Origin of the sequence: Flavobacterium aciduliphilum (assembly GCF_003268855.1) — a bacterium.
Lineage (GTDB): Bacteria > Bacteroidota > Bacteroidia > Flavobacteriales > Flavobacteriaceae > Flavobacterium > Flavobacterium aciduliphilum.
Map to the genome: position 1 here is coordinate 33,567 of NZ_QLSZ01000009.1, position 21,290 is coordinate 54,856.

A 21,290-nucleotide genomic window follows, 5' to 3' on the forward strand; every position below is an offset into this window, starting at 1 on the left:
AACCGATTTCATACTCCTGTAAAATAACCTCAATACATTTTGAAAAAAGCAGCCCTTTTCCTTATTCTATCTGTATGTACCATTTCGTGTACTGATGCACAGACTAAAGCCTTTTCGAAAAAAACCAATGCCGAAAAATTGGTCGACCTCAATGGAACTGAAATTCCATTTAAAACTATTTTAGAAAAATACAAAGGAAAAACCATTCTTATGGAAGTTTGGGCCTCTTGGTGTGGGGATTGTGTGGGCGCTATGCCAAAAATAAAAGAATTGCAAGCCACCCATCCTGAGGTTGTGTATGTGTTTGTTTCTATGGACAAATCGTTTGATAAATGGAAAGCTGGGATTGAAAAACACCAACTGAAAGGCGAACATTATTGGGTTCAAGATGAAAAAGGCATGAAAGGCTCCTTTGGGAAATCTATAGATTTGGATTGGATTCCACGATATATCATCATCAATGCAAAAGGCGAAATTGAATTGTATCGTGCCATTGAAACTGAATTTGATAAAATTAATGCTACTCTAAACACTTTGAAATAATGAGAACAAAAATCGTTGCTGGGAATTGGAAAATGAATAAAAATGCCCAAGAAACTAGACTTCTACTAAACGACTTAATAGAAACCTTACCGCACACTGTAGAGGCACAAATTATCGTAGCGCCTACTTTTGTTAATTTGGCAGCTGCTACACAATTTGTAGAACATACAAATATTGTTGTTGCCGCACAAAATATGCATCATGCCGAACATGGGGCCTACACGGGTGAAATCTCCGCAGATATGTTGCAGAGTATTGGGGTGAATACCGTGATTCTTGGTCACTCCGAACGTCGTGCATACTTTGGCGAAACTGATGCACAGTTGGCGTTGAAAGTAACAACAGCTTTAGCTCATCACATGCAGGTTATTTTCTGTTTTGGAGAAGAATTGAAAGACCGTCAAAACAATCAACATTTTGAAGTTGTGTCTCATCAATTGCATAAAGGGTTGTTTCATATTCCTGCTGACGCATGGGAAAACATCATCTTGGCTTACGAACCCGTATGGGCTATAGGCACTGGGGAAACAGCCTCTCCAGAGCAAGCGCAAGAAATGCACGAATTCATTAGAGCTACTATTCGTAAACACTATGGTGATGCTGTTGCCGAATCGGTATCCATTTTGTATGGAGGCAGTGTAAAACCCGACAATGCTCTAGAGATTTTTAGCAAACCTGATGTAGACGGAGGGTTAATTGGAGGTGCCGCACTCAAAGCTAGCGACTTTGTAGCTATTGTAAATGGAATGAATTAACCCTTACTTATTTTCTTATTACTATACTTTAATTACATGCAACATATTATTGACCGCTTTATAAGCTATGCCGTGATTGATACGGAATCGGATGCCAACTCCCCTACTACACCTAGTACTGAAAAACAATGGGTATTAGCGAACTTGTTGGTGCAAGAATTAAAAAATATTGGATTAACGGAAGTGACCCTCGACGAAAATGGATACGTAATGGGTACGCTTCCTAGTAACGTAGCCCACGAGGTACCGACAATTGGTTTTGTCTCGCATTACGATACTTCACCCGATTTTACTGGAAAAGATGTAAAACCACAAATCGTACACAACTATGATGGTGGTGATATTATGTTGAACGCCGAACATAATATTGTGTTATCACCAAGTTATTTTCAAGACTTGTTGTTGTATAAAGGGCAAACGCTTATTACGACAAACGGTTTAACCCTTTTGGGTGCCGATGATAAAGCGGGATTGACTGAAATCGTTACTGCCATGGAATATTTGGTACAACATCCTGAAATCAAACACGGGAAAATTCGCGTAGGCTTTACGCCAGACGAAGAAATTGGACGTGGGGCTGATATTTTCGATGTGGAAAAATTTGGCGCTCAATGGGCTTATACTATGGACGGCAGTCAGATTGGGGAATTGGAATACGAAAACTTCAATGCGGCCGGTGCCAAAATCATTTTCAAAGGGAAAAGCGTGCATCCAGGATATGCGAAAGGAAAAATGATCAATTCGATGTTGATTGCAAACGAATTTATTAACGAATTACCTAAAAACGAGATTCCTCAAGAAACAATTGATTATGAAGGCTTTTTCCACGTTACAGGTTTGACCGGAAGCATCGAAGAGACAAAATTAGAGTTGATTATTCGCGATCATGATGCCAATTTGTTCCAAAAACGCAAAGAAAAAGTATTGGATATTGTAGCTAAAATCAATGCAAAATTTGCGGCACAATTTGGAGAAGACATTTGCATTGCCGAGGTAAAAGACCAATACTACAACATGCGTGAAAAAGTAGAACCTATGATGTTTATTGTGGATGTAGCGGAGCAAGCGATGCGTGATTTGGGTATCGAACCGATTATTAAACCGATTCGTGGGGGTACTGATGGTTCGAGATTATCGTATATGGGATTACCGTGTCCGAACATCTTTGCTGGGGGACATAATTTCCATGGAAAATATGAATATGTACCCGTAGAGAGTATGCAAAAAGCCGTCGATGTGATTGTTCGCATTGCGGAACTCACTGCTACCACCGATTTTTCTAAAAAATAAACCTCTTTGGACTTTAATACGTTTAGTTGACAGACTTAAAGACTGCACTATTTATTTGCCAAAAATTACATAAATTAGCACCAATTAATTTGTGTAATTTTTGGCATTTTTTTTAGAACCAGAAAGATAAATGTGCTTAAAGTAATCGTTTTAAACTAAAACAACCCCCTAAAAACAACTTTTTTCACGATCTGCAAGTTTCCTTGTATGAGGTTTGTGGATTTTTTTTATCTTTAACTCTCAATTGACGTTTATGGAAGAAAAACATACTTGGGATAAAATAAACCAATGGGCTGATGAACTGGACGTTCTTAAAGCCATCATAGCAAAAACAGAATTGGTAGAAACGAACAAATGGGGCGGTTTAATCTATACCTATCACAACAAAAACATTTTGGGAATAGGTGGGTTTAAATCTTATTTTGGGATTTGGTTTATGAATGGCGTTTTTTTAAAAGATCCTGCACGTGTCTTGATTGCGGCAACAGATGAGACCAAAGCCCTGAGACAATGGCGCTTTCAATCGAAGGAAGCCCTCAATGAATCGTTAATTCTACAGTATATACAAGAAGCCATTGACAATGAGGTAAAAGGAATAAGTCATAAACCTCAAAAAAAAGAAGCTGTGGTATGTGCCTTTTTTGCACACGAATTGCAAAAGGATGTCGCTTTTGCAGCAGCATTTGAAAAATTTTCGCTCACTAAAAAGAAAGAATTTTTAGAATATATTGCTTCGGCTAAACAAGAAAAAACGAAAGTTTCCCGGATGGAAAAAATAAAACCAATGGTCTTACAGAACATTGGTTTACATGATCAATACCGATAACTCATTATGAATTACGAATTCGAAATATGAATTTATAATTAAATTACGCTTTCTTATTCAAAGCTGCACTCATTTCCAAGGAAATAGCAGAGCGTTCCATTTTTAGCTTGCCCGACATAGTTTCGATAACTACTGTGGTTTCGGCTAATTCAGAAACTTTTCCATATAGGCCGCTTTTTGTCACAATTTTATCGCCTACTTTTAAATTTGATTCAAATTCTTTTTCTTTTTTTGCTTTTTTCTGCTGTGGCATAATCATAAAGAAATACATCACGGCAAACATTAAGAGGATATACCCCATGGAACCTAATTGACCCATAATTTTACTTATTTTTTTGGTTAGTTGCTGGAATTACATCAGCATGAATTTTAAGTAATTCTACTCTGTTTTTAGTATTCGTATATAACGAAACTGATTTTTCTTGCAATCCGTGTTTTCCTGTTGAGTTGAAAGACACTTTTATCACGCCTTTTTCTTTAGGTTTGATAGGCTCCTTTGGAAATTCTCCAATCGTGCACCCGCATGAGCCTTGTGCATTACTGATAATCAAATCGCTTTTACCCGAATTTGTGAATGTAAACTCTTTTAATACTTTCTGACCTTCTGTAAGAGTACCGAAGTCATATTCGGTTTCGTCAAAATCCATCACTGGGAACGTACTGTCTCCTTTACAAGAGTAAAGTGCCGTTGCTACAAAGAGTGCTAATACATTTTTTTTTATGTTCATTTTTTTTTTTTACATTAAACCTCTTCCAACTTTTTTTATTCGATTTGTGTTTTGAAATTCTTTTACTAAATTGTCTAATATTCCGTTTATAAAAATACTACTTTTTGGGGTAGAATATTCTTTTGCGAGTTCAAGATACTCATTAATGGTTACTTTTAATGGAATCGATGGAAATTTTAAAAATTCACATATCGCCATTTTTAATATAATAACATCCAATTCGGCGATACGCTCGAAATCCCAATTGGGCGTCTTATCCATAAATTCCTTTGTAAGCTCTTTGTCGTTCAATACCGTTTTTCGGTACAAAGCGACAGCAAAATCCCTATCTTCTTCATCTTTAAAAAGGGCTGGCACAGCAAGTGATTCAGGTGCCGCAGTCATTTTTTTTAACTGTTTTACGATATGCGTGTTCACAACTGGAATGTCGTCTACCCATGTTAATTTATAATCTTCCAAATAACTGTATAATTTTACATTGGGAGCAATCAATTCAGAAAACATATCCACTACAAAAAAACGCTCTTCCTGAAAAGTTACACTAGGCTTACTCATGTATTTTTGATACAATTCGCTTTGTTTGATGTCTTGTAAGATAAACAAAATGGTGTCATCATTGGCTTGCCAATTCGTTATCTTTCTCTTTTCGAGAGCTATACTCAAAGCATTACTCTCGTCTAAAGCCACCAGTATAGGATTATCAATAAAACGTCTATTCGGATTGAGTTCTTCGGGAGTGGCTAGGTGTTTTTTTCGAGCAATCTCAAGGTATTCTATTTCTTTTTTACGAATTTCAACCAAGGAAGACAACATTAAAAGATATAAATCGAGACTATTTTCGATACTAGCTTGTAAAAACTTTTCTTGTTTTTCGAGTTGGTCATTCCCACTTTGATACATGGCATAGATGGTTTGCATGACTTTTACTCTGATGTGTCTTCTATTTAGCACGGATAAGAACTTTAAATTTAAACCAAAACAAAGCGAAAGAGGGTTTCTTTCGCTTTGCAAAAATACTATATTAATTTTAATAAAACACTACCTTATTTTGTAGCATTTTCTTTTTTTCTTTGCTCTATTCTTTGTTCGGCAACTGCCATAGCTGCTTTTTGAGGTGTCAAATTGTTGGCATTGGCATAGCCTAAAATTTCTAATGTAGTATTGTAAATATTTTCCGTTCTACGCATTGCTTCCGCTTTGTCATAGTGAGCAATTTCTCCGTATACATTGATAATTCCCCCTGCATTGATCAAGAAATCAGGCGCATAAACGATGCCTCGTTCTTGTAAAATGGGTCCGTGAACATTCTCATTAGCCAATTGGTTGTTGGCTGCTCCAGCAATAACTTTAGCTTGAATTTTGTAGGCAGTTTCATCATTAATTGTTGCTCCTAAGGCACAAGGAGCGTAAATATCAACTGGCGCTGCATATAAATCGTCTCCTCTAAAAATTGTAGCTCCATATTTTTGGCTTACTTCTTCTAAGCGGGTTTCGCTAATGTCAGTAATTTGAACCAAAGCACCTTCTTTCACAAGATAATCTACTAAAGTTTCCCCTACATGCCCAATCCCCTGCACTAATACTTTTTTTCCTTCCAAGTTATCAGAACCAAATTGGAATTTTGTCGCAGCTTTCATTCCCATATATACTCCAAAAGCGGTAACAGGAGAAGGATTACCTGACCCCCCACGAGATTCTGAAATCCCAGTTACATAAGGGGTTACATCTCTCACAGTGTCCATATCGGCGGTGACCATTCCTACATCTTCAGCCGTAATATATCTTCCAGATAATGAATGAACAAATTCTCCGAATTTTCTCATCAACTCCGGTGTTTTTTGAGTTTTAGCATCGCCAATAATCACTGCTTTACCTCCGCCTAAATTCAAACCAGCCACAGCAGATTTGTAGGTCATTCCACGCGATAAACGCAACACATCGTTAAGCGCTTCCCATTCGTTAGCGTAATTCCACATTCTTGTGCCCCCCAATGCTGGACCTAAAACCGAATTGTGAATACCAATAATTGCTCTTAATCCTGTATCTTTGTCGTTGCAAAATACAATTTGTTCATGATTGTCAAATGAAAGCTGTCCAAATACAGGATCCATTTTTTGAAGTTCCTTAACGGTAGTAATTTCTGAAGTCATAAATTAAATTTTGTGTTGCGACTTTATCAGTAAGTCCGAGCAAAATTAAGGTATTATTCAAAATAATTCATGTATTTTAAAAATAATTATCATTTTGATACTAAAATTTAACTTTCACTAGGATTATTTAAATTACTTTATTTTATGTTTTTTAACATTTTTAAATCGTATTTCGTTATAATTTTATTTCTAAAATGAAAGAATTACACTATTTAAACAAATATTTTATCAAATATAAATATCGTTTTTTACTAGGTATTTTTATTACAATTGTGGCACAAATCTTTGCCCTATTCACTCCAAAACTTATTAGCAGTTCCCTCAATGGCATTGAACGGGCGTCTCGAAATAACTCCGCTTTGGATTCCGTAAAAAACGAACTCATTACCAATATTTTACTCGTTATTGGAGCGACTATTCTGGCAGGTTTTTTCACATTTTTGATGCGTCAAACCTTAATTGTGATGTCTCGCCTCGTTGAATTTGATTTAAAAAATGAAATCTTTAGGCATTATGAGGTATTGGATCAACATTTTTACAAGCAAAACAGAACCGGAGACTTGATGAATCGAATTAGTGAAGATGTCGCTAAAGTGCGAATGTATGTTGGACCCGCCGTGATGTATACCATCAATACAATTATTCGTTTTCTCATTGTACTCATTTATATGTATAATGTGTCGCCCAAACTGACGTTGTACACCGTGCTCCCCTTGCCTTTTTTGTCGTTTTTAATTTTTAAATTGAGCGTCGAAATCAATAAAAAAAGTACTCTTTTTCAACAATTCCTTTCTAAAGTTTCCAGCTTTAATCAGGAGGTTTTTTCTGGGATTCGGGTCATTAAAGCCTATGCTTTAGAAAAACAAAACGAGGCAACCCTCCAAACATTGGCAGAGGAAAGCAAAACCAAAAGCATTGCATTGGCTCAAGTGCAATCTTTATTCGGTCCGTTGATGGCTACATTAATCGGAATTAGTAATTTGATCGTAATTTACATGGGCGGGATAATGTATATAGAAGGCAGCATCCAAAATATTGGAACCATTGCAGAATTTATTTTGTATGTGAACATGCTCACGTGGCCTGTGGCTTCTATTGGATGGGTTTCGTCTTTGGTACAAGAAGCCGAGGCGTCTCAAAAAAGAATAAACGAATTTTTAAAAACCGAACCACTTGTAAAAAATCTCAGTGAAGACCAACCTAAATTGGAGGGAACGATTTCGTTTCAAAAGGTTTCGTTTCGCTACAAAGACACAAATATTTTAGCACTCGACGAAGTATCTTTTGAGTTAGAAAAAGGAAAAACACTCGCAATAGTAGGAAAAACAGGGTCAGGAAAAACCACACTACTGTCCTTGCTCACCCGAATGTATGATGTTGACAAAGGAACCATTACAATAGACGGAATTCCTATTCAAGAAATCAATCTTTACCATTTGAGAAATAGCATGGGCATCGTGCCGCAAGACACTTTTTTATTTTCTGATACGATTGAAAACAACATTAGGTTTGGCAACGAGACTGCAACCCGAGAAGCCATCGAACAATCGGCTAAAGATGCAGAAATACATGATGCTATTGTCTCGTTTACCAATCAATACCAAACGCTTTTGGGAGAACGTGGGATTACCCTTTCAGGGGGACAAAAACAGCGTGTTTCGATGGCACGAGCTTTATTAAAAAATCCAACTATCCTTCTATTGGATGACTGTCTTTCGGCTGTTGATACTGAAACTGAAGACAAAATATTGCACCGTTTGCAGCCTATTTCTCAAAACAAAACGACACTAATTGTGAGTCATAGGGTCTCTTCGGTAAAAAATGCCGATCTAATTATCGTGTTAGAAAACGGAAAAATCACACAGCAAGGAACTCATAATCAACTCATAATTAAGGAAGGATATTATAAAAATCTTTATTTAAAACAACTTTCTGAAAAAGAACTTTAAAAAATTTGTTTTGTATTGAATTTTTTTTCATTTTCGTAAAAGAAAAAAATACTAATTGATTAGGAAGAATATGAGAGAACATGACATGTTAGAAAAAGACGAAATTTTTTCTAAAGTACTACGAGCTGGAAGAAGAACGTATTTCTTTGATGTAAGAGCAACCAAGGCTGATGATTATTACATTACCATCACCGAAAGTAAGAAGTTTACTGAAGAAGATGGTTCTTTCCATTTTAAAAAGCATAAAATTTATCTTTACAAAGAAGATTTTACAGCTTTTAGTGAGATTTTAAATGAAATGACTTCCTTTGTTTTGAATAATAAGGGAGAAGAAGTAATTTCAGAAAGACACCAAAAAGATTTTAAAAGAGAGTATTTCTCTGATAGAACTGAAGAAAATCAAGATTCGTCAAAACCTTCTAGTTATACCGATGTTGATTTTGATGATATTTAATCGTTAGAAAAGCTTAAAGCCGTCTTCACTAAGGCGGCTTTTTTATTCTTCCGATTTTGTTTCAAAGGAGAAATTTCTAAGTTTGGGCACTTTTGCATAAGTAAAAGCGATTACTCCAAGTGTCAAAACACCTCCTGTAACTACAGCACGAACTGTACCTAACCAATTGGCCATTACACCACTTTCAAAATCGCCAAATTCGTTGGAAGAACTCACAAATATTGTATTCACCGCCGATACTCTTCCTCGCATCGCATCGGGCGTAACCAATTGTAAGATGGTACTTCGAATAACGACACTCACTGCATCAAACATACCAGAGCAAAGAAGCATTAAAAAAGACAGTATGAAGTTGGTAGAGATGCCAAAAATGATGATTGAAACAGCAAAACCTGTCACACAAAGAAACAACTTTTTTCCAGGTTGTCGTTGCAAAGGAAGGAATGCTAGGATTGCAAAAGTAAAAATTGCTCCTATTCCAGGGGCCGCTCTTAATATTCCAAAACCCATCTCATCTACATGTAAAATTTCTTTTTGATAAACAGGCAACAAAGCCACAGCACCTCCAAAAAGAACAGAAAACATATCCAGCAATTGAGCTCCAAGAAGTGTAGGGGTTTTAAAAACAAATTTGATTCCTTCTCGAATACTTTCCAACATTGGTTCTTTCTCTTTCTTTACTATAGGTTTTTTAGAAATTCCCATCAAAGGAATAAACATGAGTAAAAGAAAAATCCCTACCCACAACAAACCCGTTTCGATACCAAAACATCCTATAAAAATTCCCGCCACTAAAGGACCGAGAACGGCACCAATTTGCCATGCCATACTACTCCAACTTGTTCCGTTAGGGTAATGTGCTCTGGGAACAATAAGTCCGAATAAAGAAAACATTGCAGGAACAAAAAATGTGCGCAATACCCCTCCTACAAAAACTAATCCGTATACCATCCAGACCTTTAGGGTTACAGACACTATTATTGGAAAATAAGATGATGACAATAAAAAAAGACCTACTGCTGTTATAATATAGCCTATGAGAGCATAACTCACCATTTTTTTCTTTTCATTTAAGTCGACAAAATGACCCGCAAATAAGGAACACCCTATGGCAGGAATTACCTCAGCAAGTCCAACAAATCCGAGAGAAAGTTTGTTGTTGGTTAACTGATACACCCAATAATACAAAATGGTAGCCTGCATATTTAAGGCAAAAATAACCCCAATACGCAACAACAATAACCTGCGAAACTCAATGCTTTGAAGTGAAGGATTTTTGGAAAAAAAAGATTTTTTGGCCGATTGAAAAGTCTGTACTACATTCATTACAATTAACTATGCATTAAAAACAGGTGTAAAAGTATTCTATTCTTCTTTTTCAAGAGGCGTCAAACCTATATTTATTCTTTTTTAACACCATTGATACAGCTCTTGAATGACTTTTTTTACAGAATCAAAAGCTATTTTTTCAGGATTTATGTCAGATTTTTCCAACCAAACCAGCGCTTTGATTTCGTCTTGAGCGGCCACCTGCACCCCATCGAAATTTAATTCACATTCGTAAAAAATATCTAAGGTTTTATAGGGTACCTCACGATAAAAATAGGTATTAGGAGCCGTTGTTCGATAACGCAATTGGTTTTCAGAAATTTCGATTCCTAGCTCCTCTCTAATTTCTCGGCAGGCCGCTTCGGTTGCATTTTCGTTAGGATCAATAAATCCTCCTGGTAAATCGAGCTTTCCTTTATCGGGATTTACATTACGCACCGTAAATAAAATCTTGTTTTTATATGTAAAAATAACAGCCACTGCCGCTGCTACATTGTGATACAATACAAAGCAACAATGATCACATTCCAGCTTAACATCTGCAATAAAGGACACTCCTTGCACACCGCATTTTGGACAAAATTCAGAAAAAGACATGGTGCTTATTTTGAATAAATACGGTTTTCTTGTTCTAAAACCCTTATGAAAGTAGTACGTTTGGTGAGTTCTTTTATTTTTGAAGCCCCCACATATGTACACGTGCTTCGAATGCCTCCCAAAATATCATGTAAAGTTTCGATGACATCCCCTTTAAAAGGAACTTGAACCGTCTTACCCTCACTGGCTCTGTAATCGGCTACTCCCCCAACATGCTTGTTCATGGCTGTATCTGAACTCATTCCGTAAAACATTTTATATTTTTCTCCTTTTATTTCAAGTAATTCGCCTCCACTTTCTGTATGCCCAGCCAACATACCGCCCAGCATAACAAAATCAGCTCCAGCACCAAATGCCTTGGCTACATCACCAGGAATGGTACACCCACCGTCACTTATTATATGTCCTCCCAAACCATGAGCGGCATCGGCACACTCAATAATGGCAGAAAGTTGTGGATACCCTACTCCCGTTTTAACTCGTGTAGTACAAACAGAACCTGGACCAATGCCTACTTTTACAATATCGGCACCTTCTAGCAGTAACTCTTCTACCATTTCGCCTGTAACCACGTTTCCTGCAATAATCACTTTATCTGGGAATTGTTTTCTCATTTGCTTGACAAAATTTACAAAATGCTCAGAGTACCCATTGGCAACATCGATACACAAAAATTTTAATTGCGGATTTTGTTCAAATATTTCAGCTACTTTTTTGGCATCCGATGTTCCTGTGCCAGTGCTTACCGCTATATAATTTGTTATAGATTCAGGAGCATTTTTAATAAATTCATGCCATTGATGTACCGTATAATGTTTGTGGATGCAGGAAAATAATTTTTCTTTTGCCAGCGCTAGCGCCATTTCAAAGGTTCCAACAGTGTCCATATTAGCAGCCATAATAGGCACTCCCGTCCAAGTGGCCGTACTGTGTTTGAATTTAAATTCTCGCTCTAAAGAAACTTGTGCTCTACTGTTTAATGTAGATCGTTTAGGTCTAATCATGACGTCTTTAAATCCTAATTTCAATTCAGTTTCTATTCTCATTCTCTTGTTTTTTTTCAAAAATATTACAAATCATAAATATTCTATCTTTTTGAAACACAAAATAATTAAAAATTATTAACAGTCTCAAACTTTCCAAGAATCATCGCTATTTTTGTCCAATAGCTAAATCTTAAAAAATAATTTATGCCAGTAGACTATATCCTTGATCAAGAATTTGAAAATCAATCGTTCGATGATGCGACAACCAAATTCAAGGATTTTGAAAATTGTACATTTACGTCTTGCGATTTTACGAGATGTACTTTTCAAACCGTAACTTTTATTGATTGTAATTTTTTTTCTTGTACTTTTCAAGAAGCTAAAATTAATTACGTAGCCCTTCGAGGCGTGTTTTTTAATGCTTGTAATTTTACCAATGTGAATTTTGCCATGACCGAACAAACTCTTTTCGAGTTTCATTTTAATGATTGTTTGCTTGATTATGCCAAATTTTATGCTTTAAAGCTACGAAAAATGCAATTCATCAATTGCAGTATGGTTGCGATTGATTTTATGGACTGTGATTTATCTGAAGCATTATTTGATAATTGTAATTTAAGACGTGCCGTGTTTAGCAACACCACTCTTACCAAAGCTGATTTTTCAACAAGCTTCCATTATACTATTGACCCAGAGAAGAATAAAATTAAAAAAGCGGTATTTGCTACAGAAGGTTTGAGCGGATTGTTAGAAAAATATGATATTGTTATTAAATAACTCAAAAACATTTATTTAAAACCAATTCAACTTTGTTTTTTATAGAATTAACAAAAAAATAACAATACATTTGTATATACAAATAAAAAATATCATACACTTGTACCTACAAATTTTGTTACAACAATAATGAAGATAGAAGAAATCATAAAGTCGACTGTATCGTTGGATGATGCGAAGAAAGTTATCCTAAACATTGTATACACACAGAATGTCATTTCGGATAGGTTTAATGAATTGTTAAAACCCTACGATCTTTCTAGTGAGCAGTTTAATGTATTGCGAATCTTGAGAGGGCAAAAGGGAAATCCGGCCAACATGTGTGTAATACAAGAACGGATGGTTACTAAAAACAGTAATACTACAAGACTTATCGATAAACTTTTATTAAAAGGGCTTGTCACAAGAGAAGTTTGTCCCGAAAACAGAAGAAAAATTGAAGTGTTAATTACAGAAAAAGGATTAAATCTCCTCACCGAATTGGATCCTAAAGTATTAGAACATGAAAAGTCATTAGCATCCAATTTAAATCAAGAAGAAATTATCCTATTAAATACGTTATTAGAGAAATACAGAACCCTTTAAATATAAAATTATGAGTCAATTTAACGAAAATGCAAAATGGCGTTATGCAACAAAAAAATATGATGCTACTAAAAAAGTATCAGAAGCTGATTTAGCAACCTTGAAAGAAGCCATCCGTTTTTCTGCTTCCTCTTTTGGATTACAATTGTATAAAGTATTGATTGTAGAAAATCCAGAAGTAAGAGCACAATTACAACCTGCTTCTTGGGGACAAACTCAAATTGTTGATGCGTCGCACTTATTAGTTTTTGCAAATCAAACTACAGTTACAGAAGCTGATGTAGATGCGTACATCAACAATGTGGCAGCTACAAGAAACATGCCTTTAGAATCTTTAACAGGATATGGAGATTACATGAAGGGAGCTATTGCAAACATGCCAGAAGAGGTAAAACCAATTTGGACTGCAAAACAAACCTACATTGCATTGAGCAATTTAATGAATGCAGCCGCAGAATTAAAAATTGATGTAACTCCTATGGAAGGTTTTGTTCCAGCGCAATACAATGAAATTTTAGGTTTAGACATACTTAATCTTAATGCAGCATTAGTAGCTGCTGTTGGGTATCGTCACGAAGAAGATGCCACACAACATTATGCAAAAGTTAGAAAATCGAATGACGATTTGTTCATTACACTATAATTATTAAACATTAAACATTAAAAATTTAAATCATGAAAAATTTAAAAACAATTGCCCTTGCCCTATTCGTAGCCGTATCTGCTTTAGCTACAGCTCAATCTAAAAAAATAGATGTTAAAAAAAGTACCATTCATTGGGTTGGTAAAAAAGTAACAGGACAACACGAAGGAACGGTAGCCTTTAAAGAAGGAAATCTTATCTTTAAAGGAAAAAAACTTACTGGTGGAAGTTTTGTAGTAGACATGACATCGCTTACCTCTACAGATATAACAGGAGAATATTTAGGAAAATTAAACGGTCACTTAAAATCGGAAGATTTCTTTGGAACTGAAAAATTCCCAACGTCAAAATTAGTTTTCAAATCAATTGGAGACAAAGGAAATGGCGTGTATAGTGTTACTGCCGATCTAACTATTAAAGATGTTACTGCTCCAGTAAAATTTGAAATTACTGTTACAGGATCTACTGCAAAAGCAAACGTATCTATTGACAGAACGAAATACGGAATCAAATATGGTTCTGGAAGTTTCTTCGATAATTTAGGTGATAAAACAATCAACGATCAATTTGATTTAGCAGTTACTTTAGAATTCCAATAACAGAATATTTGCTAGAAAAGAAGGCTTCAAAGGACATCCTTTGAAGCCTTCACATATTTAAATTTCATTGTAGTATATTTGCCCCATGGAACAAATTGTTTTAATTGACAACTACGATAGTTTTACATTTAATCTAGTACACTATCTAGAAGCATTGAATTGCTCTGTAACCGTGTTTCGTAACGACCGTTTTGATCTAGATGTTATCGATTCTTTTGATAAAATCATTTTGTCTCCTGGTCCAGGAATTCCCTCAGACGCTGGACTTTTAAAAGACGTTATAACAAAGTATGCCCCAACCAAAAAAATTTTAGGGATTTGCTTAGGTCACCAAGCTATTGGAGAAGTATTTGGCGCACAATTAGAAAATCTTGATACCGTTTACCATGGCGTGAGTTCCGGAATCACCCTAACAACCGACGATGTTCTATTTAAAAATTTGCCTAAAAATATCACTGTTGGACGCTATCATTCTTGGGTTATAAGTTCGGTAAATTTTCCAAAACATCTTGAAATTACATCCGTGAGTGAGGAGGGTTTCATCATGTCTATACGCCATAAATACTATCCTGTTTTTGGGGTTCAATTTCATCCTGAAAGTATTTTGACTCCTTTAGGAAAAGAAATAATAGCCAATTGGATGCGTCTTTAAAATCTAAAACATCCTTTTTTTATACCAAAAACCAGTTTTTATTATGAATAAAACTTTTACTTCATATAAAAGTCAATATATAACTGGATAATAATAAATTAAACAAATAATATAGAATTTATCTATTATTCATTTTTCATTAATTTTTTATTAAATAATAATTAAACAAACGTTTAATTTAAACAATTGTTTAATTTTGTATCGAGTTTTAAAAACTGTTGCTTATGGAATTCAATGAAAAACAAATTGAGATATTAACGGTCGCTGAAAAGCTCTTTGCAGATGAAGGGTTTGACGGCACCTCTGTTCGAGAAATTGCACAATTGGCACAAGTCAATGTAGCCATGATTTCGTATTACTTTGGTTCGAAAGAAAAACTCCTAGAAGCTTTAGTGCTCTTCCGAATTAAAAGTATGAAACTACAACTGGAGAACCTCCTTCAAGAGAACAGCTCCCCTATTGAAAAAATTGAAAAGCTCGTCGCTTTATACATCAAACGGGTATATTCTAATCGGTGCATCTATCAAATTCTCCATTTTGAACTCTCCAATAAAAAGAGAGAACTAAATCTTGAGGTTTTTACACAGGTAAAAAATGATAATTTAGAGCTGCTTCGAAACATCATTCGCGAAGGTCAGTTACAAGGGGTTTTCCAACAAGAAGTCAACATAGAGCTTTTATCCTCCACTATTATCGGTTCGCTAACGCATTTTCACATGAACAAACCTTATTTCAAGGAATTGTTGCATCTACCTACTGAAGCTTCTTATGAACATTATGTACTCACAACATTCACAACCCATATACAAAAAACCATCAAAGCTTTACTCACACATGAAGACAACTAAAATATTTCTCTTAGCCTTAATGGCTTTATCGTCTCAAGTCGTCTTAAGTCAGACAAAAAAAGTACTATCGCTCAAAGAAGCTATTGCTCTTGTACTTACCAACAGTCATGAAGCGCTTTTAGCGAATACTAAAATCAAAACAGCTGCCTTAGAACTAGAGACCTTAAAAAACAACCAATATCCAAATTTGAAGGCTTCTGGTCAATATTTGCGTCTATCAAATGCGAATGTTAAATCAAATTTTGGAGGTGGCAATGGCATGGATGTAAGCCAACTTATGTTAGGTCAAATAAACGCTTCAATGCCTGTTTTTAGCGGTTTTAAACTCAAAAACAGCATTCAGGCCTCTGAAAATATGGTCAAATCACAAACTGCTTCAAGTGCACACACCAAAGAACAGTTAGCTCTCGATGTCGTAGAACTATTTGCCACTCTTTACAAGTCCCAAGAAATGATTGAGCTTTTTACTGAGAATTTGAAAAGCGCACAACAACGCACAAAAGATTTCTCAGCCATGGTTGACAATGGGTTGATGGCTCGAAATGACTTACTCAAAGCGCAATTGCAAGAATCAAACGTACAGTTGTCATTAGATAATGCTCTTAAAAATACTTCTATTATCAATTACCAATTAGTTACCTTATTACAACTCCCAGAAAATACGACTATTGAAATCGACATCAATGCTGTAAAAAAAGATATGGCGGCCAATCAACTCCAAAAAAATGAGGGAACACGCCAAGATGTTGAAGCCTTACAGTATCAAAAACAAGCCTCTGATATCGGGATTAAAATTGCACGTGCTGGGTATTTCCCTTCATTTGCTCTTACAGGAGGATATATCGCACTTGATTTGAAAAATACCTTAACTGTTACGAATGCTATGAATTTTGGTGTCGGACTGAATTATGACTTTACCTCGCTCTTAAAAAACAAAAAAGAAGTTGCTCTTGCAAAGAGTAAAGCCGAGCAAACCACACAAGCCTTAGCTATTTTATCCGATAAAATCAAAGAGGAAAGCCAACAAGCCGAAGAGGATTATGCGTTTTCTTTAAAACAAAACAAAGTCTATGCCTTAGCTGCCACTCAAGCAGAGGAAAATTACCGAATTGTAAAAGACAAATATGATAACAATCTGGCCACTACAAACGATCTACTCGAAGCGGATGTGCAACAATTACAATCTAAAATTAACCTAGCGCTTTCGCAAGCTGATATCGCATTAAAATATTATAATTTACAATTTGCATCTGGAAAATTAATCAACTCATTCAATCTATCAACTAAATAATTGCATCATGGAAAAGACTCAAACAAACAAAAAATTCATATTCATTTTTGCTACGTTAATTCTTGTAGGAGGTTCGTATGGCTTGTACAAGTACTGGCATGCTCAAGCGCACGAAACTACTGATGACGCGCAAATAGAAAAAAACATGACGCCTATCATTCCTAGAGTTTCTGGGTATGTCACTAAAGTATATGTTAAAGACAATGATTTTGTAAAAAAAGGGGATACTCTTTTTGTCATTGACAATAAAGATTATTTAGTGAAAGTGGAAGAAGCAAAAGCGGCCTTATCTTCTGCTGAAGAAAGTTACGAAGCTTCCAAAGCGGATATAGGAACAGCACAAGCTTCTATTTCGGTTTCTGATGCCAACGTACATTCGGCTACTGGAACTATTGAAACAGCTCGAATCCGATTAACTCGAGCCTCAAACGATTTTGTTCGTTATGCCAATCTCTATAAAAATCATTCGATTACAAAACAACAATACGAACAAGCGGAAGCTGCCAAACTAGAAGCGCAAACACAGTTAAACGTGTTACAAGACCAACAAAAAGCAAGTGCTTATCAAAAAAGTGTCGCAGCAGCTCGAAGTACGGTTTCCAACAAACAAGCACAAGTCGCTTTAGCCAATATCAAAAGAGCACAAGCCCAATTGGCCGCGGCTACCTTAAACCTAAACTATACAGTCGTTCAAGCTACCGTTGATGGTCAAGTTTCCAAAATAGGAATCCAGCCGGGTCAATTTTTACAACCAGGTCAATCTTTATTTTACATCATCAATAATGCTGAAACATGGGTAGTTGCCAATTTTAAAGAAACACAATTAAACAAAATGGTGGTGGGACAAAAAGTAACATTGAAAGTAGATGCGTTTCCCGATACGGAATTTCAAGGAACTGTAGCCAGCTTCTCCCCTGCTACTGGTGCACGATTCTCTATTTTACCTCCCGACAATGCAACAGGAAATTTTGTTAAAACGATACAAAGACTTCCTGTTAAAATTTCGCTTGATGCTACCAATGACAAAAATAAACTAAGCGCATTACGTCCTGGAATGAATGTTGATGTCGATGTACACTTAAAATAAGCGAAGTTCTAATTTATAACATTCGAAAATGTCAGTACACGCAGACGATTTAGTAGAATATGGTTTTAGAAGGGTTATTATTACAATAACTGCGGTGATGTGTGCCTTGTTGGAAATTGTCGATACCACGATCGTGAATGTGGCATTGACCAACATGAGAGGGAGTCTTGGAGCCACACTTACCGATGTAGCGTGGGTCATAACTGCCTATGCTATTGCTAATGTTATTGTGATTCCCATGACGAGTTGGTTGTCACAGCAATTTGGTAGAAGGAATTATTTTGCAGTATCCATCATACTCTTTACGACCGCTTCCTTTTTGTGTGGAAATGCCACCAATATATGGGAATTAGTTGCGTTCCGATTCATTCAAGGACTGGGCGGTGGAGCATTGCTTGTAACTGCTCAAACCATCATTACAGAAAGTTATCCTGCCGAAAAAAGAGGTATGGCACAAGCGATATATGGAATGGGGGTTATTGTGGGGCCAACATTAGGACCACCACTAGGAGGCTATATCATTGACCATGCCTCTTGGCCTTTCATCTTTTACATCAATATCCCTATTGGAATTATTGCGGCCATATTAACGTTAACTTTTGTAAAAAGTCCAAAATATGGAGAAAAACTGCGTTCCAATCAAGTCGATTGGTGGGGTATTTTATTCTTGATTGCGTTTATTGGTTCGCTTCAATTTGTTCTAGAACATGGGCAGCAAGACGATTGGTTTAACGACAATTTTATCATCTTTTTGAGTATTGTTTCTTTTGTGGGTCTGCTCGCATTTATTTGGCGTGAACTCACCTATGCTCATCCCATTGTGAATTTGAATGTCCTCAAAGATGGAAATTTGCGAATTGGAATCCTGATGTCGTTCATTATGGGATTCGGACTCTACGGCTCTACGCTAATTATTCCAATTTACACGCAATCTATTTTGGGTTGGACTGCAACCGATGCGGGTTTATTACTTATTCCGGGGTCAATCACCACGGCAATTATGATGCCTTTCATTGGGAAGATGATTCAGAAAGGCGTTCCTCAAGGCTATATGGTGGCTTGTGGTTTTTTCGTCTTCTTTCTGTTTACATTTTGGATGAATCAAGTGATGACACCCGATACAGGCGTAGAACATTTTTACTGGGCGTTGATATTGAGAGGGATTGGACTCGGGCTGCTGTTTGTTCCAGTAACGACGCTTTCACTGTCTACCTTAAAAGGAAAAAGTATTGGTGAAGGAGCTGCTTTTACAGGAATGATGCGACAGTTGGGAGGATCTTTTGGTATTGCTATTATCACGACCTACATTACGCGTCTCGCACAGAAACATCGTGTGGATTTACTTCCGCATTTAGACGGCACACGACTAGAAGTACAACAACGAATTATTGGACTTCAAAAAAGTTTTATGGCTAAAGGGTACAGCAGCAATGAAGCCTTGAATAAAGCACACCAAATTTTAGAATACTCGGTAATGAAGCAAAGTACGGTCTTGTCATACATGGACATTTTCTTGTACCTAGGTCTTCTCTTTCTCTTTTGCATTCCTATCATTCTTCTGATCAAAAAAGGAAAAAGCAAAATCGACCCAGCCGAAGCAATTCATTAGAATAGTTAAAAATTGGTTATATATTGTTTTTCACTAAAACTCTAGGAACACGCGTCTTAGAGTTTTTTTTTATCGGGTAAAGACTAAGGTGTTTCCTTTGCTTAATGCAGCATCAAAAGCATAGCCTTCATAATTAAACCCTTTCAAATCATCAATCGTTTCCGCATTCGTATCAATAATGTAACGCACCATCATGCCGCGGGCTTTCTTCGCAAAAAAGCTAATCATTTTTAATTTGCCGTCTTTATAGTCTTTGAATTCTGGTGTTATAACAGGCACTTTCAATTTCTTTTCATCCACAGCATCAAAATATTCGTTGCTCGCAAGATTAACAAACAATTCGTCTTTACTGAGTTGCGCATTCAATTCTTTTGTAAGGGTTGATTTCCAAAATTCGTAAAGGTTTTTCTTAGTTCCTACAGGCAATTTAGTTCCCATTTCCAAGCGGTAGGGTTGGATTAAATCGAGCGGCTTCAAGAGTCCGTACAATCCAGACAAGATTCGGAGTTTGTCTTGCAAGACATTGATTTTATCTTCAGAAAGTGAATACGCGTCCAATCCAACATAAACATCGCCACTAAAAGCAAAAACCGCCGGACGTGCATTAGATATTGACATTTCAGCTACATTTCGTTCTTGATTGCGTTGCCAATTCAAATCGGCAAGCTTGTCGGAAATAGCCATCAACTCCATTAACTGTTTAGGTTTCTTTTTTTTCAAAACCTTGTCAATAGTTACCGATTGTTTCACAAAACCATATTCTGAATACACTTGTGTTGGAACAGGACTTTCAAAATCTAATGATTTGGCAGGGGATATAACGATTTTCATAGTTTTGGGTTTCAATAATGTATGTTTATTGTTCACCATCCGCATGGCTAGGGTCAAAAATAGTAATTCCTTCATCAGTAAACAAATCTGCTATTCCACCTACAAAATCTTATCAACAATTCGCATTTCGCAATTCGTTTTTCTAATTTAAATTTTACCTTTGACCTTTCTTAAAAAAATACAATCATGGTTTATAAATTTAGAGTCATTCTCGATGCTGAAGAAGATGTTTTTAGAGACATCGCCATTTTGGAAGATGACACTTTAGAAGACTTACACAATGCCATTGTAAATGCTTTTGGCTTTGATGGAATGGAAGTGGCTTCCTTTTACACTTGTGACGACACATGGAATCAGGAAGATGAAATTCCGATGTTTGACACAGGAGATGTTCCAGGCGAAAACAAAACAATGAGCGATTACCCTTTGTCGGATATTCTCCACGAAGACAACACCAAAATTATTTATGTTTATGATTTCATCAACATGTGGACATTCTTGGTAGAGTTGGCTGCTATTGAAGAAACCGAAGCTGGTGCCACTTATCCAGAAACGATTTTCTCACATGGTGAAATGCCTGCTGAAGCTATGGAAAAAAAGTTTGAAGCCGAAGAAGATGAAAATCATTTCGATGATTTTGATGATGATTTTGACGAAGATGATTTCGACTCTTTTCACGGCGATGACCATTTTGAAGATTACGGATTTGAGGAGAATTGGAATTAATTTTTAGAGCTTTGAGGTTCTAAGAATTAAGGTTC

Annotated in this window: 24 protein-coding genes; 16 read left to right on the forward strand and 8 right to left on the reverse strand. The window is 36.1% G+C overall.

The genetic code is table 11. The features are described from left to right. The first annotated feature begins 39 nt into the window (after positions 1–39). The 4 genes from CLV55_RS09845 to CLV55_RS09860 all read left to right on the forward strand — a co-directional run bounded on the left by CLV55_RS09845 (position 40) and on the right by CLV55_RS09860 (position 3,414). On the forward strand, positions 40–543 hold the full coding sequence (locus CLV55_RS09845; protein WP_112113626.1) for a TlpA family protein disulfide reductase: 504 nt from the start codon (positions 40–42) through the stop codon (positions 541–543). After that, positions 543–1,298: a triose-phosphate isomerase gene (gene tpiA / locus CLV55_RS09850; RefSeq protein WP_112113627.1), complete on the forward strand. Its 756-nt coding sequence runs from the start codon at positions 543–545 to the stop codon at positions 1,296–1,298. The genes CLV55_RS09845 and tpiA overlap by 1 nt, the downstream gene beginning before the upstream one ends. Positions 1,299–1,334: 36 nt before the next feature. Then, positions 1,335–2,588: a peptidase T gene (pepT, locus tag CLV55_RS09855; RefSeq protein WP_112113628.1), complete on the forward strand. Its 1,254-nt coding sequence runs from the start codon at positions 1,335–1,337 to the stop codon at positions 2,586–2,588. A gap of 253 nt (positions 2,589–2,841) precedes the next feature. Continuing rightward, the gene (locus CLV55_RS09860; protein WP_112113629.1) at positions 2,842–3,414 is read left to right on the forward strand and encodes a YdeI/OmpD-associated family protein; all 573 of its coding nucleotides are present in this window, start codon (positions 2,842–2,844) and stop codon (positions 3,412–3,414) included. Positions 3,415–3,457: 43 nt separating this feature from the next. Here the strand turns inward: CLV55_RS09860 and yajC are convergent, their stop codons facing one another. The 4 genes from yajC to CLV55_RS09880 form a co-directional block, all read right to left on the reverse strand. Further along, positions 3,458–3,733 (reverse strand): preprotein translocase subunit YajC, encoded by a 276-nt coding sequence (yajC, locus tag CLV55_RS09865; RefSeq protein ID WP_112113630.1) that lies wholly within the window; start codon positions 3,731–3,733, stop codon positions 3,458–3,460. Positions 3,734–3,737: 4 nt separating this feature from the next. Continuing rightward, positions 3,738–4,142 carry a DUF1573 domain-containing protein gene (locus CLV55_RS09870; RefSeq protein ID WP_245902709.1) on the reverse strand — a complete coding sequence of 135 codons (405 nt, stop codon included), beginning with the start codon at positions 4,140–4,142 and terminating at the stop codon, positions 3,738–3,740. 9 nt (positions 4,143–4,151) lie between these two features. After that, a complete protein-coding gene (gene nusB, locus CLV55_RS09875; RefSeq protein ID WP_112113631.1) occupies positions 4,152–5,060 on the reverse strand; it encodes a transcription antitermination factor NusB in 909 nt (302 codons plus the stop codon). Positions 5,061–5,185: 125 nt separating this feature from the next. Then, the gene (locus CLV55_RS09880) at positions 5,186–6,292 is read right to left on the reverse strand and encodes a Glu/Leu/Phe/Val family dehydrogenase (protein WP_112113632.1); all 1,107 of its coding nucleotides are present in this window, start codon (positions 6,290–6,292) and stop codon (positions 5,186–5,188) included. A 194-nt stretch (positions 6,293–6,486) separates the two neighbouring features. Between CLV55_RS09880 and CLV55_RS09885 the strand changes: the two genes are divergently transcribed. Both CLV55_RS09885 and CLV55_RS09890 read left to right on the forward strand, forming a co-directional pair. Then, positions 6,487–8,241: an ABC transporter ATP-binding protein gene (locus CLV55_RS09885; protein WP_112113633.1), complete on the forward strand. Its 1,755-nt coding sequence runs from the start codon at positions 6,487–6,489 to the stop codon at positions 8,239–8,241. 70 nt (positions 8,242–8,311) lie between these two features. Then, the gene (locus CLV55_RS09890; protein ID WP_112113634.1) at positions 8,312–8,695 is read left to right on the forward strand and encodes a PUR family DNA/RNA-binding protein; all 384 of its coding nucleotides are present in this window, start codon (positions 8,312–8,314) and stop codon (positions 8,693–8,695) included. 42 nt (positions 8,696–8,737) lie between these two features. On the opposite strand, the gene CLV55_RS09895 is transcribed toward CLV55_RS09890, so the two are convergent. The 3 genes from CLV55_RS09895 to CLV55_RS09905 all read right to left on the reverse strand — a co-directional run bounded on the left by CLV55_RS09895 (position 8,738) and on the right by CLV55_RS09905 (position 11,667). Beyond that, the gene (locus CLV55_RS09895; RefSeq protein WP_112113635.1) at positions 8,738–10,021 is read right to left on the reverse strand and encodes an MFS transporter; all 1,284 of its coding nucleotides are present in this window, start codon (positions 10,019–10,021) and stop codon (positions 8,738–8,740) included. An 84-nt stretch (positions 10,022–10,105) separates the two neighbouring features. Next, a complete protein-coding gene (locus tag CLV55_RS09900; protein WP_112113636.1) occupies positions 10,106–10,621 on the reverse strand; it encodes an NUDIX hydrolase in 516 nt (171 codons plus the stop codon). A 5-nt stretch (positions 10,622–10,626) separates the two neighbouring features. After that, positions 10,627–11,667, reverse strand: coding sequence for a GMP reductase (locus tag CLV55_RS09905; protein ID WP_112113637.1), 1,041 nt, complete (start codon positions 11,665–11,667; stop codon positions 10,627–10,629). Between the two features lie 144 nt (positions 11,668–11,811). On the opposite strand from CLV55_RS09905, the gene CLV55_RS09910 reads away from it, so the two are divergent. From CLV55_RS09910 to CLV55_RS09950, 9 genes are all read left to right on the forward strand, one after another. After that, positions 11,812–12,384 (forward strand): pentapeptide repeat-containing protein, encoded by a 573-nt coding sequence (locus CLV55_RS09910; RefSeq protein WP_112113638.1) that lies wholly within the window; start codon positions 11,812–11,814, stop codon positions 12,382–12,384. Between the two features lie 129 nt (positions 12,385–12,513). Further along, positions 12,514–12,969 (forward strand): MarR family winged helix-turn-helix transcriptional regulator, encoded by a 456-nt coding sequence (locus CLV55_RS09915; RefSeq protein WP_112113639.1) that lies wholly within the window; start codon positions 12,514–12,516, stop codon positions 12,967–12,969. A 10-nt stretch (positions 12,970–12,979) separates the two neighbouring features. After that, the gene (locus CLV55_RS09920) at positions 12,980–13,612 is read left to right on the forward strand and encodes an NAD(P)H-dependent oxidoreductase (protein WP_112113640.1); all 633 of its coding nucleotides are present in this window, start codon (positions 12,980–12,982) and stop codon (positions 13,610–13,612) included. A gap of 32 nt (positions 13,613–13,644) precedes the next feature. Next, complete coding sequence (locus tag CLV55_RS09925; RefSeq protein WP_112113641.1) at positions 13,645–14,211, forward strand: YceI family protein; 567 nt, start codon at positions 13,645–13,647, stop codon at positions 14,209–14,211. An 85-nt stretch (positions 14,212–14,296) separates the two neighbouring features. Next, positions 14,297–14,863, forward strand: coding sequence for an anthranilate synthase component II (locus CLV55_RS09930; RefSeq protein ID WP_112113642.1), 567 nt, complete (start codon positions 14,297–14,299; stop codon positions 14,861–14,863). A 224-nt stretch (positions 14,864–15,087) separates the two neighbouring features. Then, positions 15,088–15,711 (forward strand): TetR family transcriptional regulator, encoded by a 624-nt coding sequence (locus tag CLV55_RS09935; protein ID WP_112113643.1) that lies wholly within the window; start codon positions 15,088–15,090, stop codon positions 15,709–15,711. Then, positions 15,698–17,002 (forward strand): TolC family protein, encoded by a 1,305-nt coding sequence (locus CLV55_RS09940; protein ID WP_112113644.1) that lies wholly within the window; start codon positions 15,698–15,700, stop codon positions 17,000–17,002. Before CLV55_RS09935 ends, CLV55_RS09940 begins: the two co-directional genes overlap by 14 nt. Before the next feature lie 7 nt (positions 17,003–17,009). Next, a complete protein-coding gene (locus tag CLV55_RS09945; RefSeq protein ID WP_112113645.1) occupies positions 17,010–18,089 on the forward strand; it encodes an HlyD family secretion protein in 1,080 nt (359 codons plus the stop codon). 28 nt (positions 18,090–18,117) lie between these two features. Next, entirely contained in the window at positions 18,118–19,698 is a 1,581-nt protein-coding gene (locus CLV55_RS09950; protein ID WP_112113646.1) for a DHA2 family efflux MFS transporter permease subunit, read from the forward strand. Between the two features lie 69 nt (positions 19,699–19,767). On the opposite strand, the gene yaaA is transcribed toward CLV55_RS09950, so the two are convergent. Beyond that, complete coding sequence (gene yaaA / locus CLV55_RS09955; RefSeq protein WP_112113724.1) at positions 19,768–20,529, reverse strand: peroxide stress protein YaaA; 762 nt, start codon at positions 20,527–20,529, stop codon at positions 19,768–19,770. A gap of 186 nt (positions 20,530–20,715) precedes the next feature. Here yaaA and CLV55_RS09960 point away from each other — a divergent pair, with 186 nt between their 5' ends. After that, positions 20,716–21,255: an IS1096 element passenger TnpR family protein gene (locus tag CLV55_RS09960; protein ID WP_112113647.1), complete on the forward strand. Its 540-nt coding sequence runs from the start codon at positions 20,716–20,718 to the stop codon at positions 21,253–21,255. Positions 21,256–21,290 lie beyond the last annotated feature (35 nt).